Raw genomic sequence first — 16,490 nt, forward strand, 5'->3', positions numbered from 1 at the left:
GAGGCCCTGTCTTCATGCGCGCACAACGGGAAGATCACCCCAGCGGGAAACCTGTTCGACCCGCACGTTCCATGATCGGTTGAGATACAGCTTCTGAGGTACCACAGCCAGACCTGTCCCAGGCTGGTGCCCTGGGTGACGAGGTATCTCCCGTCAGGGCTGAACACCAGCGTCTGGCTCTCGGCTTTCCTGCTGAGCGTGGCCAGCTCGGTCGGGTCCGTTGGCTGCGATAGGTCCCACAGTCGTACGGTGTTGTTCTCCAGGGTGGCCATCAGCGGGCCGTGGGGGCTGAACGCCATCAAGTCGCCGGGCAGGGAGCGTGCGATGCGTTTCGGGTGCGCCGGGTCGTGGACGTCCCACAGCAAGATGTGCTCGATACCGGTGGCGAGGATCCGCCCGTCGGAGCTGAATGCGGGGGAATACGTGCTGGTATCGCCCGGGAGGTCACCGAGCAGGGTCGGCCGCTCGGGGTGGGAGGTGTCCCACAGGTGGATGGGCCCGGCATCCTCGGCAACGGCGAGAATATGGCCGCGTGGACTGAACGCGACGGCGGCGCCGGGAAGGGTGCGGCCGATCCGTGTGGGTCGGGCGAAGTCACGGGCGTCCCACAGACGTACTTTCTCGTCTTCGCCCGCTATCGCCAGAAGGTGTCCGTCAGGGCTGCGCGCCACCGTGCTGTTGTTGGGGATGGGCGGCACCGCGTCCACTGGAGCGCTTGGATCGGGGATTTCTGAGAACAGTGCGGCGGTAGTGGTGCTGATCAGGTTGGTGTAGGTCTGGGGGGATTGATGCAGGTGGTGGGCGACGATGTCGAGCTGAGCGGCGAGCGAGGCGTTCTGCGTCTGGAGAGAGACGTCGCTGCCGCTGAGTTGCTCTGCTTCCCCCGTGATCTGGCGGGAGACGGCGACGTCGCGTTCCTCCTGGGCGGAAGCGCGTTGCCGGAGGGCGAAGAGGGCCGTGCCGGTCGCCAACAGGGCCAGCGCGCACAGGGCGGCGGCAAGGGCGCGCAGCCGGCGCGTGCGGCGATCAGCCGCCTGCTTCTCACGGTCGCGCTGATCGCGGCTGGCTGCCAGAAACGCTGCCTCCTGAGTGGTCAGGCCGGACCGCGGACCGACGTCGGGGAAGGCGTCATCGGCCGCTTCCAGGCGGAGCCCCCGGTACAGGGCTCCCGAGTCGTGATCGAGGTCCTCCCAGGCAGCGGCGGCTTCGGTCAGCCTCCGGTGGATACGCAGATGTTCTCGATCGGTGCTGATCCAGGTGTGCAGGCGGGGCCAAGCGGTGATGAGGGCCTCGTGGGCCAGTTCGACCCGGTCGCCGTCCACCGTGATCAGGCGGGCTCCCACCAGCCGTTCCAGGACCGTCGTCGTGTCGTGAGGCGTGCCGAAGTCGAACTCCTCGCGCTGGACCGGACGGCGGGTGTCGGGGGTCCCCTCCCCGGGTGTGATCAGGCGCAGCAGGATCCGGCGGACCAGCAGGGCCTGAGCCGGGGTGAGGCCGGAGTAGACGTCTTCAGCGGTACGGGCGATGGCGCCGTGAACGCCGCCGGCTGCCCGGTAGGCCTCCATGGTCAGGGCACGGCCACGGTGGCGGCGCCACGTCTCCAGCAACGCATGCGACATCAGGGGCAAGCCGCCCGGCTCGTCGGCGACCGCGTCGATGATGTGAGCGGTCAGCTCGCGCTCGACGATCAGCCCGGCGGCCTGTGCCGGTTTGACGATGGCCTCGCGCAACTCTGCCGCCGTCATGGGACCGACCAGGAGGTTGGCGTCTTTGAGTGCGTCAGCCAGCGGGCGGTGTTCGGCGCAGTGACCGTAGAAATCGGCTCGTACGGCGATGACGACGCGCAGGCGGCTCTCCGGGCGGCGGGCGGCAAGCAGCAGATCGATGAAATTCTTCCGCTCGGCCGCGTCCGTGCAGAGGGTGAAGACCTCCTCGAACTGGTCAACCACGACGACTGTGTCACCGTCGGCGTCCTTGGCGGCGAGCCCCTCGCGGTGGGTGGCGACGGGGTGCTCGCCAGGGGTGAGGATCCGCAGAGCAGCGGGGCGCTGATCCGGCGGGGTCAGGGTCTGCAGCAGGGGGATCAGACCGGCGCGTAGCAGGGACGACTTGCCGCTTCCCGAGGCGCCGACGACGGCTGCGAATCGTTTGGAACGCACCAGTTCCGTGAGGTCGCCGACGAGGCGGTCCCGGCCGAAGAATCGGTCCCGGTCGCTTGGCTCGAAGCGGGCCAGGCCTCGATACGGCGCAACCTCCTCGACTTCGGAGCGAGGCTCCGCGGTTACGTCCCTGGCGGCTTGCCTCCAGCGCTGTTCCCATTCCTCAGGGTCGCCGCCGCAGGCGCGTACGTAGGCGAGGGTGACGGGCAGAGTCGGCAGCCGCTCACCCCCAGCCGCCTGCGACAGAGTGCTCGCACCCTGCCCCGTGCGCTGCGCCATCACTCGATAGGTCGGACTCCCCGCCTCCGCACGGAGTTTGCGTAACTCGGCAGCCAACCGCGCCACCGGTCCGGCACTCGGATCGAGCGGGCTCTCACGACGTCCTGCCATCGATGGCTTCCCCTCTAACCGCCCGCTTCCCCCGTGGACGCAGCGCGATCACCCGGACGCTACGCACGCCCGAGGAGAACAGCAAACGACAGGCGCCTTCTTCGGTCAGCGCCACGCGCCCGCCCATGACCTGCACTGTCGCCATTGATCAGGGGGGCCGAGCTGGATGTCCATTCAATTTGCCGGCCGGGAAAGTCGAGTCTGTGGGCCAAGACCCGCTCATCAGGTCCGGTTGTCCACCGGTCGCCAACACGCGGCCTTTTCGGCAGCCAGCACCCCCACCGAAGGAGAAATTGGTGCCGATCACCACTATCAGCAAGCCCATCGCGTTGGCTGTGTCCGCTCTGGCCTTGAGCAGCGGCCTGGCCACGGCGTCCACACAGGTAACGTCCGCATCGCCGACGGCCGTCAAGTACTACTACGGCGTGCGGCAGATCCAGACGGACGACGGGCGCTGCACCGCCCAGCTCGACGCCAAGAAGACGGCACCCGGGCACTGGTTCGTGCGGGCCTCGTTCTACAACATGTCGGGCGGCGGAGTCGCAGGCTGCTCCTACTACCTGTGGCGCAAAAAGGGCAACGGATACTACGGGAGCTTGTCGCACGCGAGCCTGCGACGGAACTCCAGCCACCAGACGGCCTGGTACTGGGACGGGCCCGGCTACCACGTAAAGATGACGCTCAACGACGGCGACGGGGACGTCAACAGCAAGCCGTACTGACCCGCTGCAAAGGGCGCGCCACCGCAGCGGCGTGGTCCTCAAGCGACGCAGACGTCACCTCGGAGGTCCCGAACGCCTCCATCCGCAACAACGCCACGAGTCCCCAGCCACCACGCGCCCGTACGGCCCCGTCCCAGGGCGGGCGGCACATCGTAACGGGCGGTTGATCCCCGGGCCGGGCTACTGGCCGGCACGAGGGGAGCGGCCAGCATCCCGGCCTGACGGCCAGGGCGACACCCAGCTCGCCGACGACGTGAATCCGCCTTCTGCCATCGGACGCGCCCCAATGCGTGCCTGAACTTCCAGTCCGTGTTGAGGACGCCGCAGACCGGTCGACCCTGCCCGGACAAAAGAGCCGAAGTCAAACGGCACAGACCCACTCAAGACCGAGCCGGTCGGCCGCCGTGAACAACCCGAGTGCGCCGTACAGCGCGGCGCCAGCGAAAGGAGAACAGAAATGCCTTCTGCGATGCGCAACGGTTTCGCGCTCGCCGCGACGACCCTTGCAGTGGCCGGCGGTCTTGCCGTGGTCGGCCCTGCACACGCCGATGCGCCTGACGCGCGGCCCGCGGCCAATCCAGCCTCGGCCGTGGTGTCGGTGTCCGACGACTCGGCTGTGAGTGCCAGGAGCATCCGGATCAGGGGCACGCAGGTGGCCCTGCGGGAATGCCCGCGCACGAGTTGCGGGATCGCGACCAGGGTGTCCAACGCGACCCTGCGGGCGTACTGCCAGACCAACCGGCACACCACCAAGGTCTCGGGAAACAAGTGGTGGACCAAGGTCACCCTGCTGCACGGCAGTGACCCGGCCTGGGTGAGCAACCACTACGTCCGCACGGCGGCACCCAAGGTGCCCCACCTGCCGAGCTGCTGACAGTCGACCGCCAACCCCAACCAGCCTTCCAGGAGACAGACATGCCCATGCCGTCCTCGCGTACGCGCGCCGTCAGCGCCTTGGTCCTGGCCGCCGGACTGCTCGTCACCGTACCCGCAACGGCCGCTCACGCGGCTGCCGAAACCCAAGCGACAAAGCCGGCCACCCAAGCTGCGGCCGTGCACTCCTGCAGCTACCGCTCGACCGTCGGCTACACGTGCGACTACTACTACGGCACCGAGACCATCAGCGAGGGCAGCTCCAACGCCGCTGCCGTCCGGGAGATCCAGGACATCATCAACGTACACACGGACTATCCCATCCTGCTGTCCGTCGACGGCAGCTTCGGCTCCCACACCCTCGCGGCTGTCGAGTGGCTTCAGAGTCACCACCACATTGCCGGCGGCGCGGACGGCGTCGTCGGCGGCCACACCTGGGATTACCTGCGCCGCTGACCGACCCCCTGCACAGCGGAGATCCACACCGGCCGACAGCAGCATCCCTGACGGCCGCGCCAGGACGATCGCGACCACCGGACGGCGCCTGCCGGGCAACCGTACGCCGCCCCGTCCGGTGCCGCCCTGCGCTATGCACACACCGCCCGTGGGGTGCACAGCCCACGAGCAGCCCAGAGGCGCTGACGCGGAGCAGGCGTCGGGCACCCCACCCCGCAGCATCACGACAAACACACGATGCGAGGCAGCATGATGATCATAAGGAAGATGGCATGGAGGCGATTCCGCCGCACGCCCCTGATCAAGACCTGCAGGATCACTGCTACGGGAGTCGCCGTCGCAGCCCTGCTGATCGGCACGTCGACGATCACAGCCGCAGCACCTCAGACGACGGCCGGCAGTCAGACGATGGCCAGCGCGTGCGGCCCCAGCGTCAACCCCAACCGCTACATCCCCCGCGGCAGGCGGCACAACGGCCCTGCTACGTGGATCGGCAACACTCGGATACAGCTGCGCTACGGCAACCGCCCCGGGGGGCCGCGCTACTACTGGGCCCAGATCACCGGCGCCCGCCGAGGTGACACGGTCACCCTCTTCTGGGACATCGACTACGGCTCCTGGCGGGACAGCGGCGCCTGCTCGGCGACCGTGCACTCGGGAAGCGCGCAGAACACCCGCGCCGTCAAGGTCGTCCACGGCCGCGGCTTCTATCTGGAGGCACAGGCATGCGGCCACCACGCCGGCCGAAGCAGCTGCACCGCCTCGCGCCCCTGACCCACGTCCCAAAAACGGTGGTCCGTCTGATCGGTACCTGGCCCAACAGTTGCACCTCCGCACCCCGTCCATCCGCACATCTGATCAAGAGCGACTGGGGCGTTGCGTGCGCGCCTCCTCCATGCCCCACCGACAGCGCCGGCCGCCCCTGCACCAGCCCGCCTGGTGTCGGCTCATCCGCGCGACACGTTTTGACCAAGCCCGCCCATGCCTGAAGGGAGCCCGGCCATGAACTCTCGCAATCACCGTGCCAAGGTGCTGGACTTCGAGGAGTACGTGCGTATCCGACACGACGATCTGTTGCGCAGCGCTCGCCGTTTGGTCGGCGACCCGCGCGACGCTCAGGATCTGCTGCAGACCGCGTTGTTACGCACGTACCGCCGGTGGGAGTGCATAGCGGACAAGCAGCTCGCGGACGCGTATATGCGCCGCGTCATGATCAACACTCGCACGGAGTGGTGGCGGGCCCGGAAACTTCAGGAGCTCCCCTCGGCGCAGCTGCCGGACACGAGCGTCGAGGACTCCGCCCAGCAGCATGCCGATCGCGCGCTGTTGATGGACATCATGCGCGTGCTGACGCCCCAGCAGCGCAGTGTCGTGGTGCTGCGGTACTGGGAAAGGATGACCACGGAGGAAACGGCTGCCGCCCTCGGCATGGCGCCCGGAACGGTCAAAAGCACCCTGCACCGTGCGCTCGCCCGGCTCCGTGAGGAGTTGCAGCGCCGAGACCCTGACTCTGCTGAGGCGTCCGCAACCGAGCGTCGAGGCCCGACGGTTGGCCGACGGGCACGATGATGCGCGGGATGCACCGCATCATTCACGGCACGGGACGATCCTCCGGCGGGGTGCCCCCTGCCTACCACTGTTATGCCTGATCCCGCAGGACCTCCAGCTCCGCGCGCAGCGCCGCATTCTCACCGATCAGTTCTTCTTGAGGGTGCCGACGGTGCGGCCCTGCTCGATCTCGATCACAGTGCGCCTGCCCAGGCCGCTGCGGGAGGCGAGTTCGTCGTAGCTCCACCCGCGCTCAGCCCGCAGACGCCCGAGCTCCAGTCGGTGGGCGTCGAGGTCCGGATCGGGAGGCAAGATCGTCACTCGACCATCCGGCGGTGCAGACCCCTGCCCTGTCAGTGCAGACCTCTGCCCTATTTCTCCAGATGGCTCCACCGCGGGAGGGCAGGGGTCTGCACTACGGTGTCGGCCGTCCCGCCGTACCGCGCGGTGGGGCTGGCGCCGGATCGGGAAGGGAGGGACACACGCCCATGAGGCTGCACACCGTGTGTCCTCAGGCGGCGCGGACCTGGACGGTGGAACTGCGATGCCAGACCGGCGGGCTCGTTCTCGTTTGCCAGCACTGTCCCCAGGACGGTCGGCGGGTCGCCGCGCAGTCCGCGCGCTCGGCGGCCCTTGCTCACCTCGCCCGGCATGCCCGCGGTGACCCGAGGGCTCCTCACCTGCGGATCTGTCAGTGTCATGAACGCGGCTGCCGTTGGCATCGCCGTCACCGCGGGTGCGCGGGGCCCATCCGCCTGCTCCTGGCTTGCGAACGCGGCGGCCGTGTCTGGCGCCTCGCCGACACCTGCGGCGCCTGCGCCGCGGCAACCGCCCAGGCCGCCGTCGTGCCCGACACCGTGCTGGCCGCACCCTTCCACCCGCCTTCCGCGCGGCCGCGCGGTCCCCGGCCCAGCCGGGGGCCGGGGGAGCGTGTCCGCGTGAGCGAGATCCTCAGCTACCTGGCCGCGGCCCTGCCCGCGGACGTGTCCGCCGGGGCGAGGCTCCTCGCCCTGCAGTGCGCCCTGCGCATGAACGCGTACCTGCACGTCGAACTCCGTGCAGGCCTGCTGCGCAGCCTTCGCATCGACGCGGTGCGGGCCTGCCACGAGTTGGAACAGGCGCGGTGGGCGAGCATGGTGAACGCTCCCGGAGCGGTCGGGGTTGCTGCGGAGCTTCACGATGCCACGCTGCTCGCCCAGTCACCGGCCCGCCCCGACCGGCGGCGCGCGGCCGACTGGGCATTGCGCACCGGGTGCCCAGCCCGGATCGGTGGGGCAGAGCCGCAGCTGCGACTGTCGGGCGTTTATCTCGCGGCGCGCAGCGATCCGTCCTCGGGAGAGGGACTGAGTGAATGCGACCGGATCATCCGTGATTGTGGCCTGCGTGATCAAGGGTTCCACGGCGTGCTCAGCCGTCTGACGGCGAACGGCGTTCTGGAAGAGTGGCGGATCGGCCCGGATTCAGGCGACGTGCACTGGACGCTGGCGCCGGGGTGATGACCGGCAGCCCTGAATAACTTCCGCTATGCCAAACCACACCGCCGGCGCCGCCCACTGCTGGACATCCTCACCGCCCTGGCGATCCGCCTCGCCGACGCAGTCAACGCGGACAAGTTCCAAGCCGGCAGCTTGAACATCCGCGACCTTCTGCCCCTTGGAGCCTGAGCCTGAGCCTGTCCGCGCCTGTCCGCGCCTGCCAGCGCCGACACGGATCGCAGACAAAGCTCGCCCGTCACGGGCACACCGCACTCAGCGCGTACCTTTGGCCGCGAAGGAAGCGACGGAGTGGATGTTGGCCTTGTCGACGAAGGCGGGACCGGTCAGGACCGGCTCCTCGCCGCCGCCCATGTAGTTGCCGTTGGCCTTGTACAACCACAGCGAGTCGACCGCCAAGTAACCCTGTAGGTAAGGCTGCTGGTCCACGGCGAACTGGATGGCCCCCTTCTCGACGGCCGCTACCAGTTCCTTGTTGAGGTCGAATGTGGCGATCTTGGCCTTGCTGCCTGACTCGGAGACCGACTGCACCGCCGTCAGCGCGAAAGGGGCTCCCAGCGTGACGACGTAGTCGATGGAGCGGTCCTGGGCGAGCTTCGCCTCGATGGTGGATTTCACCGAAGGCATGTCGGTGCCGTTGACGTAGAGGATGTCCGTCCTGCCGCCGAAGGTCTTCTTCACGCCCGCGCAACGCTGTTCGAGATTCACGTCGCCCTGGGCTTGGATGACACACAGGGCGTGCTCGGCGCCGGCGCCGTCGAGGCGGGCCCCCAGGGCCTGGCCGGAGACCGACTCGTCCTGACCGAAGAACTCCAGCAGGCCCTGTTCCTTCCAGACCGACAGCCCTGCGTTGAAGCCGACCACCGGGATGCCGGCCCGCTCCGCCTTCGCGACCACTGCCTTCATCGCGTCCGGCTTGGCCAGAGTGACCGCGATGCCGTCGACTTTCTGGTCGATCGCGTTCTGCATCAGGGCGGCCTGAGCGGACGCCGTCTCGTCGTTGGAGTAGATCAGCTTGACGTTGTCCTTGGCGGCCGCGGCCTCGGCGCCTTTGCGGACGGTGTCCCAGAAGGTGTCACCGGACGGCGCATGGGTGACCATCGCCACCGTCATGCGGGGTGTGTCGGCCCTTCCGGCCGAAGCCTGGGCGGCGGACTGCTCCACCTTCTTGCCGCCGGACGCGCTGCTGCAACCCGCAAGCACCAGAGCTGCCGCGGCAACGACCGGCGCCACTCTGCGGAGGCGACGTGCGGGAAACTGGTTCATGGCGCTTGCACCTCACCGTGAATTAAAACGCTTTAATCACTGCTACCATCGACAGCGCCACTGGCATGCGTCAAGGGTATGACCTCGAACCCACCAGGAGGTGACGTGGGCGACCTCGGGATCGCCGGCCCCGCCGGCGGCAACGGCGCATCCCCTCGTCCCAGACTGGAGGACGTCGCCGCGCGGGTGGGTCTCTCCACCGCCTCGGTCTCTCTGGTGCTGCGCGGTGTCCCCGGACCCAGCGAGCGCACCCGCCAGCGCGTCCTGAAGGCAGCGGCCGAACTCGGCTACCGCCCGGACCGCACCGCCAGCACGCTGGCCAGTCGCCGCAGCAGGCTCCTCGGCGTGGTGATCGACATCCACAGTCCGTTCCACGCGGAGCTCGTCGAGCACCTGCACACGGCAGCCGAGGAGATCGGGTACGACCTCGTCCTGAGCACCCGGACCCGGACCCGGACCGAGAGCACCGCGATCGAGACACTCCTGGCCTTCCGGTGCGAGGCGCTCATCCTGCTCGGCTCGGAGTCCGCCGACGCCGAACTCGCCGAACTCGCCCGCCGGGCCCCGGTCATCTCCCTGGGCCGACGGATCGCCAAGGCCGGTCTCGACGTCGTGCGCACCGCGGACGACGCCGGAGTCGGCCAGATCGTCGACCATCTGGTGGAGCTCGGTCACCGGTCCATCACCTACGTCGACGGCGGCAAGGGCGTCATCGTCACCGATCGCCGCCGCGGTTACCGCTCCGCCATGCGCCGCAACGCCCTCGACGCCCACATCAGTGTCCTGCACGGCGGAGCCACGGAACACGCCGGCGAGCAAGCAGCCCGGCACCTTCTGGACAGCGGCGACCTGCCGACCGCCGTCGTCGCCTACAACGACCAGTGCGCCATCGGCATGCTCACCGCCTTCCGGCGGGCCGGGATCGACGTCCCGGGCAAGATCTCCGTCGCCGGCTACGACGACGACACCCTCTCCCGACTCGCCTCGTTCGACCTCACCACGGTCAGCCAGAACGCCGAGGAACAGGCGCGGCATGCCGTCACCGCTGCCGTCGAACGCCTGGACCACGGTCGCACCGCCCCTCGGGAGATCGTCCTCACCCCCAGCCTGATCGCGCGCGGCACCACTTCCGAGCCGCGCTGAGGCAAGGGCTGTCCCACCCGTCTTTCCGCACGCCGATATACGTGCCCATTACATCATTCGAGGGGTCACGGAAAGATATCGGGACGTGAAGGCCGCGCGTCAAGCCCTTGACACATGCCCGAAACGCAAGCATGCTCTGGCCATCGCTTAAAGCGGTTTAAAAGATCCTTGAGCGTGAGGCCTCCGCCGCCCGGCAAGCCTCGTCCACACCCATCTGCCACCGTCCTTGACCCGAGGAAAAACCCCGCAGAGGGGCCAGGCTCGAACGGCAATACGGCCCGTCTCCCCGGGAATTCCTCCGCGGAATTCCAGACGTCCGTATCCCGCCCGTCCACGCCCGCCTTTTCCCCGATCGCGCACCGCGACCCCGCATCACGATCGGCACCGCCAGAGCCGTGGCGGCACCGGTTCCCGGCCGCACCGGCATCCCGAAGAACCGCCGCCCGATCGTCCCCGGCGCCTCGTCCTCCCCGCGCCGATCGCCACGAAGGAGCACCGCAGCACATGGAACGCACCCACACCCGCCGGCCTCACGGCCGCCGTCTGCCCCGCAGACTGCTGGCCACAGTCGGCCTGTTCACCCTGGCCGCCTCCGCACTCACCGCCTGCGCCAGCGGCAAGGCGACCGGCGACAACGCGGGCAAGGCGACAGCGTCTGCCGCGGCTGGCTCGGACTCGGGCGCCAAGAGCAACGGCAAGGTCTCCGTCTACGTGATCGGCGGCAAGGCCGACGACCCGTTCTGGTCTGCCGTCAAACGCGGCGGCGAGGACGCGGCGAAGGTGGTCAAGGCCGGCGGCGGCTCGGTCACCTTCCTCGGTCCGCAGAACTACGACAACCTCGGCCCCGACGCGGCGAAGCTGACCCAGACCGCGCTTTCCCAGAACCCCTCGGCGATCGTCGTCCCCGACTGGGTCCCGGACAGCCAGGACGCGGCGATCAAGCAGGCCGTGGCCAAGGGCGTCAAGGTCTTCGTCTACAACTCGGGCGGCGTCGAGGCGGCGCAGCGTACCGGCGGCCTCAAGTACATCGGCTCCGACGACTACGAGGCCGGCAAGGCCGGTGGAGTGAAGTTCGCCGAGTCCGGTGCCAAGAACATCCTGTGCGTCAACACGGTGCCGGGCGCGGCCAACTCGGAGGCCCGGTGCAAGGGCATCGCCGACGGCGCCAAGAGCAAGGGCGCCACCTCCAAGCAGCTGCCGCTGCCCTCCTCGAACTTCGGCAACCCCTCCGCCGTCACCCAGGCCATCAAGGGCGCGCTGCTCAAGGACAGCAGCGTCGACGCCCTGGTCACCATCGGCGTCCAGGACGCGGACAGCGCCGCCTCCGCGATCGAACAGGCCAAGGCCGGCGACAAGGTAAAGCTCGGCACGTTCGACCTGTCGACGAGCCAGCTCAACCGGATCAAGGCCGGCAAGCAGCTGTTCGCCATCGACCAACAGCCCTACCTGCAGGGTTTCTACGCCGTCTCCATAGCCAACCAGTACCTCTCCTACGGCGTGATCCCGCCCCAGAACCCCCTTCTGACCGGCCCGCTCCTGGTCACCTCCGACAACGTCGCCGCAGCCATCGCAGGTACCGCGGCCGGCGTCCGCTGAGCGCCTCGGGCGCCGGGTCCGCACGTCGAGCATCCGGCACGGACCCGGTGCCCGAAGCCCCCGCTCGCAACCCCCATCCGAGATTCACGAAGGTGACACCAGACCGATGACTTCCTCTCTTCCCGACACGGTCGGCATCACGGCCGAGACGACGGCCGAGTCGTCGCCGGACGTCTCCGCACCCAAGCGCACCGAAAGCCCCCTGGGCCAGCTGCGGCACCGCCCGGAGGCGGGCGCACTCATCGGAACGATCAGTGTTTTCGTCTTCTTCGCGATCTTCGGCGGTGAAAAGTTCCTGGCCGCGGCTGGTGCGGCGAGCTGGCTGAACATCGCCGCCGAGCTCGGCATCATCGCCATCCCCGTCGGGCTGCTGATGATCGCCGGCGAACTCGACGTCTCCGTCGGCTCGGTCCTCGCCGGTTCCTCGATGACACTGGCGATCGTCTCCGGACACTGGGGCGCGCCGATGATCGTGGGCATCGTCCTGGCCCTCGGTCTCGGCCTGCTGATCGGCCTGCTCAACGGCATCATCGTCACACGTACCAACGTCCCGTCCCTGGTCGTCACGCTGGCAACGATGGCGGGTGTCGCGGGTCTGACCCTGGGCCTGTCCCGCGTCGCGACCGGCACGACGAGTGTGGCGATCAGCCCCGACCCGTTCTCCAAGTCGGTGTTCGGGCAGTTGATCGGCGGGCAGTTCGAGGTGGCGATCTTCTGGTGGATCGGCATCGCGGTGCTGGTCTCGGTGGTGCTCCAGATGATGCCGTACGGCAACTGGATCTTCGCGATCGGCGGCGACAAGGAGAGCGCCCGCGCCACCGGCATCCCGGTGACGAAGGTGAAGATTGCCCTGTACATGGCCAGCGGCTTCGGCGCCGCCCTGGTCGGCGTGATCCAGACCATCCTCTACAACGGCGCCCAGGTCGCCAACGGGCAGTCCTTCGTCTTCAACTCCATCATCGCCGTCGTCATCGGCGGCGTGCTCCTCACCGGCGGCTACGGCTCCGTCATCGGCATCGCGCTGGGCACGCTGACCTTCGCCATCGTCAACCAGGGCATCTACTACACCGGCTGGAACTCCGACTGGGCCAGCCTCATCCTCGGCGTCCTCATCCTCACCGCCGTGCTGATGAACAACACCTTCCGCCGCCTGGCCCTGTCCTACAAGCCCCGTTCCGCGAAGAAGGTCTGACCCCCATGGCGACCACACCCCTGCTCCGGCTCACCGACGTCAGCAAGTCCTTCCTCGGCACCAACGCCCTCCAGGACATCTCCCTCGAGGTGGAAGCCGGCAAGGTCCTCTGCCTGCTCGGCGACAACGGCGCCGGCAAGTCCACCCTCATCAAGATCCTCTCCGGCTTCCACAAGCCCACCAGCGGCACCATCGAGATCAACGGCGAGCGCGTCGAGTTCGACAGCCCCCGCGACGCCAGCACCCAGGGCATCGCCACCGTCCACCAGTTCGGTGGCACCTTCCCGCTCATGGGCGTCGGCCGCTGCTTCTTCGTCGGCGCCGAACCCACCAAGGGATTCGGCCCGTTCAAGCTCTTCGACAAGAAGCTGGCCGGGGAGATCGCCGTGCGCGAGATGCAGTCCCTCGGCATCACCCGCGTCACCGACGGCAACCGCCTCGTCGGCGCCCTGTCCGGTGGTGAGCGCCAAGCCCTCGCCATCGCCCGGGCCGTCTACTTCGGCGCCAACGTCCTCATTCTCGACGAACCCACCGCCGCCCTCGGCGTCAAGGAAGCCGCCCACGTCCTGCGGATCATCATGCAGGCCCGCGCCAAGGGTGTCGCCGTCATCCTCGTCACCCACAACGTCCGTCACGCCATGATGGTCGGCGACCACTTCGCCGTCCTCATCCGCGGCCAGAAGGCCGACGACTTCCGCAAGGGCGAACGCACCCGCGAGGAGATCACCGACCTCATGGCCGGCGGCGAAGCCATGGCCGACCTCGAAGCCGAACTCGCCCAGCTCCAGGCCGACGCCTGAGCGGGTTTTGTTCGACCTCTCTTTAAAGCGCTCTAAAGCGGGACGGGAAAGGAAACCAGCAATGCCGTTCGAAGTGCTGACCATGGGCCGGGTGGGAGTGGATGTGTATCCGCTCCAGACCGGGGTGGGGCTGGCCGAGGTCACCTCATTCGGCAAGTACCTGGGCGGCAGTCCGACCAATGTCGCGGTCGCCGCGGCCCGCTACGGACGCACGGCGGCCGTGATCACCAAGACCGGCCGCGACCCGTTCGGGGAGTTCGTGCGCACGGCGTTGCGCGGATACGGCGTCGACCCCCGTTTCGTCGGCACGTCGGACATCGCGCCGACCCCGGTGACGTTCTGCGAGATCTTCCCGCCGGACGACTTCCCGCTGTACTTCTACCGGCTGCCGAAGGCTCCTGACCTGGACATCCAGCCGGAGGAGCTGGACGTGGCGGCGGTGCGGGAGGCGGCGGTCTTCTGGATCACCGGGACCGGGCTGAGCGAGGAGCCGAGCCGGGCGGCGACGCTGGCCGCACTGGAGCACCGGGCCAAGGCGGGCACGACGGTGTTCGACCTGGACTGGCGGCCGATGTTCTGGACGGACGCGTCCCAGGCGCGCGGCTGGTACGCCGAAGCGCTGCGGCACACCACGGTGGCGGTCGGCAATCTCGAGGAGTGCGAGGTCGCCACCGGCGAACGCGAGCCGTACGCCGCCGCGAAGGCGCTGCTCGCGGCCGGTGCCGAGCTGGCCGTCGTCAAGCAGGGTCCCCGGGGCGTGCTGGCCATGGACCGCGACGGTACGACCGCCGAGATACCGCCCGTGCCGGTGGACGTGGTCAACGGTCTGGGCGCCGGGGACGCGTTCGGCGGTGCGCTCTGCCACGCCCTGCTGTCCGGGTGGGACACCCGCCGCACGGTGTCCTTCGCCAACGCGGCCGGGGCGATCGTCGCGGGCCGGCTGGCCTGCTCCGAAGCGATGCCGACCGAAGCCGAAGTCGAACAAAAACTGCAGGAAGCGTCCTACGCCTCCGTCGCCACCGAACGAAAGGCGTGACCTCGTGCTGTCCGAGAACGTGAGAGGCATCGTGTCCGCCCGGGTGAACGATCCCGATGCCGTGGCGACGGCCGCCGCCCGCCGGGTGAAAGCCACCTCGCTGTTCGGCGAGCACGGCAAGGCGATGATCATCGCCGCCGACCACCCCGCGCGCGGAGCCACCGGCGTCGGCGGCGATCCCCACGCCATGGCGGATCGTTTCGAGCTGCTGGACCGGCTGTGCACAGCGCTCGAACGCCCCGGGGTGACAGGCGTGTTGGCCACGGCCGACATCCTCGAGGATCTGCTCCTGCTCGGCGTCCTGGACGGCAAGAGCGTGTTCGGTTCGATGAACCGGGCGGGGCTGGCGGGCTCGGTGTTCGAGATCGACGACCGCTTCACCGGCTACGACGCCGAGACGATCGCCTCGATGGGCTTCGACGGCGGCAAGACGCTCACCCGGATCGCGCTGGGTGATCCGGCCACCCCCTCGGTCCTGGCGAACACCGCCCAAGCGATCAACGAGCTCAACGACCGTCGGCTCATCGCGATGGTCGAGCCGTTCCTCTCCGTCTGGCAGGACGGGAAGATCCGCAACGACCTCTCCACGGACGCGGTCGTCAAGTCGATCGCCATCGCCTCCGGGCTGGGCCGACGCAGCGCGTACACCTGGCTGAAGCTGCCGGTCGTCGAACAGATGGAGCGGGTCCTGGCCGCCTCGACCCTTCCGGCACTGCTGCTGGGCGGCGAAGTGAAGGACGCGGAGGCGGCGTTCGCGTCCTGGGGCAAGGCGCTCAAGCAGCCGACCGCGCAGGGGCTGGTCGTGGGGCGCTCCCTGCTCTACCCGGCGGCCGGCGACGTGGCCGGTGCGGTGGACAAGGCGGTGAGCCTGCTGTGAGCAGCAAGTACCACCTGCCGGCCGGGACTTCGGCGGACGGCCCCTACGACGTGCTGGTCACGCCGGAGTCGGCGGGCTGGGGACACTCCGGCCTCAGGATCCTGACCCTGGGACCGGGAGAGGCACACGCCCTGTCCACCTCGGACTGCGAGTTTCTGGTCCTGCCGCTGACGGGCTCGTGCACCGTCACCACCGACGGCACGGCCTTCGAACTCGAAGGCAGGACAGATGTGTTCGCCTCGGTCACCGACTTCGCCTACCTCCCCCGCGAGTCGGAGGCCCTCATCAGCAGCGCGCACGGCGGGACGTTCGCGCTGCCCAGCGCCCGTATCGGACGGAGCTCACTCTCCGCCCGGTACGGGGCCAAGGAGAACGTCCCCGTCGAGCTGCGCGGGGCCGGGGCGTGCTCGCGCCAGGTCAACAACTACTGCCTGCCGGGCACCTTCGACGCCGAGCAACTGCTGGTGTGCGAGGTACTCACCCCAGGCGGCAACTGGTCGTCGTACCCGCCGCACAAGCACGACGAGAGTCGGCCAGGAGCCGAGTCCGAGCTGGAGGAGATCTACTACTTCCAGGTCGCAGGCGGCGAGAACGCGTTCGGCTACCAGCGGGTGTACGGCACCGAGGACCGGCCCATCGACGTGCTCGCCGAGATCCGCTCCGGCGACACCGTGCTGATCCCGCACGGCTGGCACGGGCCGTCCGTCGCCGCGCCCGGCTACGACCTCTACTACCTCAACGTCATGGCCGGTCCCGGGCAGGACCGCGCCTGGCTGATCTGCGACGACCCCGCACACGGCTGGGTGCGCTCGACGTGGGACGCGCAGGATGTCGACGACCGGCTGCCCTTCGGAGAGAACTGATGAACACCGTACGGCTGACGACCGCGCAGGCGCTGGTGCGCTTCCTCGCCAATCAGTACAGCGAGCGCGACGGGCA

At 68.7% G+C, this 16,490-nt stretch carries 15 protein-coding genes and 1 pseudogene; 13 read left to right on the top strand and 3 right to left on the bottom strand.

Going from position 1 to position 16,490, the window contains the following annotated elements; all coding sequences use genetic code 11:
* On the bottom strand, nt 1-2,549 hold a 2,549-nt coding region (locus ACWCQ1_RS49835), incomplete at its 3' end, for an nSTAND1 domain-containing NTPase (protein WP_451029841.1).
* Between the two features lie 296 nt (nt 2,550-2,845).
* Here ACWCQ1_RS49835 and ACWCQ1_RS49840 point away from each other — a divergent pair.
* The 5 genes from ACWCQ1_RS49840 (at nt 2,846) to ACWCQ1_RS49860 (ending at nt 6,169) form a co-directional block, all read left to right on the top strand.
* Entirely contained in the window at nt 2,846-3,271 is a 426-nt protein-coding gene (locus tag ACWCQ1_RS49840; protein WP_451029842.1) for a hypothetical protein, read from the top strand.
* Nucleotides 3,272-3,728: 457 nt separating this feature from the next.
* Complete coding sequence (locus tag ACWCQ1_RS49845; protein ID WP_451029843.1) at nt 3,729-4,145, top strand: hypothetical protein; 417 nt, start codon at nt 3,729-3,731, stop codon at nt 4,143-4,145.
* Nucleotides 4,146-4,186: 41 nt separating this feature from the next.
* Complete coding sequence (locus ACWCQ1_RS49850) at nt 4,187-4,600, top strand: peptidoglycan-binding domain-containing protein (protein WP_451029844.1); 414 nt, start codon at nt 4,187-4,189, stop codon at nt 4,598-4,600.
* 267 nt (nt 4,601-4,867) lie between these two features.
* Nucleotides 4,868-5,374: a hypothetical protein gene (locus ACWCQ1_RS49855; protein ID WP_133049208.1), complete on the top strand. Its 507-nt coding sequence runs from the start codon at nt 4,868-4,870 to the stop codon at nt 5,372-5,374.
* A gap of 228 nt (nt 5,375-5,602) precedes the next feature.
* Complete coding sequence (locus tag ACWCQ1_RS49860) at nt 5,603-6,169, top strand: SigE family RNA polymerase sigma factor (RefSeq protein WP_358605369.1); 567 nt, start codon at nt 5,603-5,605, stop codon at nt 6,167-6,169.
* 135 nt (nt 6,170-6,304) lie between these two features.
* On the opposite strand, the pseudogene ACWCQ1_RS49865 reads toward ACWCQ1_RS49860, so the two are convergent.
* Nucleotides 6,305-6,469, bottom strand: a pseudogene (locus ACWCQ1_RS49865) (helix-turn-helix transcriptional regulator); the annotation flags it as partial.
* Between the two features lie 617 nt (nt 6,470-7,086).
* Here ACWCQ1_RS49865 and ACWCQ1_RS49870 point away from each other — a divergent pair.
* The gene (locus tag ACWCQ1_RS49870) at nt 7,087-7,644 is read left to right on the top strand and encodes a hypothetical protein (RefSeq protein WP_451029845.1); all 558 of its coding nucleotides are present in this window, start codon (nt 7,087-7,089) and stop codon (nt 7,642-7,644) included.
* A 252-nt stretch (nt 7,645-7,896) separates the two neighbouring features.
* Here ACWCQ1_RS49870 and ACWCQ1_RS49875 read toward each other — a convergent pair whose 3' ends face one another.
* Nucleotides 7,897-8,907 (bottom strand): sugar ABC transporter substrate-binding protein, encoded by a 1,011-nt coding sequence (locus tag ACWCQ1_RS49875; protein ID WP_451029846.1) that lies wholly within the window; start codon nt 8,905-8,907, stop codon nt 7,897-7,899.
* A 105-nt stretch (nt 8,908-9,012) separates the two neighbouring features.
* On the opposite strand from ACWCQ1_RS49875, the gene ACWCQ1_RS49880 reads away from it, so the two are divergent.
* The 7 genes from ACWCQ1_RS49880 (at nt 9,013) to iolB (ending at nt 16,414) form a co-directional block, all read left to right on the top strand.
* On the top strand, nt 9,013-10,050 hold the full coding sequence (locus ACWCQ1_RS49880) for a LacI family DNA-binding transcriptional regulator (RefSeq protein ID WP_358611142.1): 1,038 nt from the start codon (nt 9,013-9,015) through the stop codon (nt 10,048-10,050).
* A 504-nt stretch (nt 10,051-10,554) separates the two neighbouring features.
* Entirely contained in the window at nt 10,555-11,646 is a 1,092-nt protein-coding gene (locus tag ACWCQ1_RS49885) for a sugar ABC transporter substrate-binding protein (RefSeq protein ID WP_358611139.1), read from the top strand.
* 106 nt (nt 11,647-11,752) lie between these two features.
* A complete protein-coding gene (locus ACWCQ1_RS49890) occupies nt 11,753-12,838 on the top strand; it encodes an ABC transporter permease (RefSeq protein ID WP_358611136.1) in 1,086 nt (361 codons plus the stop codon).
* Between the two features lie 5 nt (nt 12,839-12,843).
* On the top strand, nt 12,844-13,638 hold the full coding sequence (locus ACWCQ1_RS49895) for an ATP-binding cassette domain-containing protein (protein WP_358611133.1): 795 nt from the start codon (nt 12,844-12,846) through the stop codon (nt 13,636-13,638).
* Between the two features lie 61 nt (nt 13,639-13,699).
* Nucleotides 13,700-14,674, top strand: a complete 975-nt coding sequence (gene iolC, locus ACWCQ1_RS49900) for a 5-dehydro-2-deoxygluconokinase (protein ID WP_451029847.1) — start codon at nt 13,700-13,702, stop codon at nt 14,672-14,674.
* A 4-nt stretch (nt 14,675-14,678) separates the two neighbouring features.
* A complete protein-coding gene (locus ACWCQ1_RS49905) occupies nt 14,679-15,551 on the top strand; it encodes a Cgl0159 family (beta/alpha)8-fold protein (protein ID WP_358611130.1) in 873 nt (290 codons plus the stop codon).
* Entirely contained in the window at nt 15,548-16,414 is an 867-nt protein-coding gene (iolB, locus tag ACWCQ1_RS49910; RefSeq protein WP_451029848.1) for a 5-deoxy-glucuronate isomerase, read from the top strand. The genes ACWCQ1_RS49905 and iolB overlap by 4 nt, the downstream gene beginning before the upstream one ends.
* Nucleotides 16,415-16,490 lie beyond the last annotated feature (76 nt).

The sequence above is a fragment of the Streptomyces sp. NPDC002144 genome, assembly GCF_053593695.1.

What these genes read in the sequence shown, in the direction of transcription:
- ACWCQ1_RS49845 (WP_451029843.1), top strand. Translation starts at nt 3,729, where the DNA reads ATGCCTTCTGCGATGCGCAACGGTTTCGCGCTCGCCGCGACGACCCTT.
- ACWCQ1_RS49850 (WP_451029844.1), top strand. Translation starts at nt 4,187, where the DNA reads ATGCCCATGCCGTCCTCGCGTACGCGCGCCGTCAGCGCCTTGGTCCTG.
- ACWCQ1_RS49855 (WP_133049208.1), top strand. Translation starts at nt 4,868, where the DNA reads ATGGCATGGAGGCGATTCCGCCGCACGCCCCTGATCAAGACCTGCAGG.
- ACWCQ1_RS49860 (WP_358605369.1), top strand. Translation starts at nt 5,603, where the DNA reads ATGAACTCTCGCAATCACCGTGCCAAGGTGCTGGACTTCGAGGAGTAC.
- ACWCQ1_RS49875 (WP_451029846.1), bottom strand. Translation starts at nt 8,907, where the DNA reads ATGAACCAGTTTCCCGCACGTCGCCTCCGCAGAGTGGCGCCGGTCGTT.
- ACWCQ1_RS49885 (WP_358611139.1), top strand. Translation starts at nt 10,555, where the DNA reads ATGGAACGCACCCACACCCGCCGGCCTCACGGCCGCCGTCTGCCCCGC.
- ACWCQ1_RS49890 (WP_358611136.1), top strand. Translation starts at nt 11,753, where the DNA reads ATGACTTCCTCTCTTCCCGACACGGTCGGCATCACGGCCGAGACGACG.
- ACWCQ1_RS49895 (WP_358611133.1), top strand. Translation starts at nt 12,844, where the DNA reads ATGGCGACCACACCCCTGCTCCGGCTCACCGACGTCAGCAAGTCCTTC.
- iolC (WP_451029847.1), top strand. Translation starts at nt 13,700, where the DNA reads ATGCCGTTCGAAGTGCTGACCATGGGCCGGGTGGGAGTGGATGTGTAT.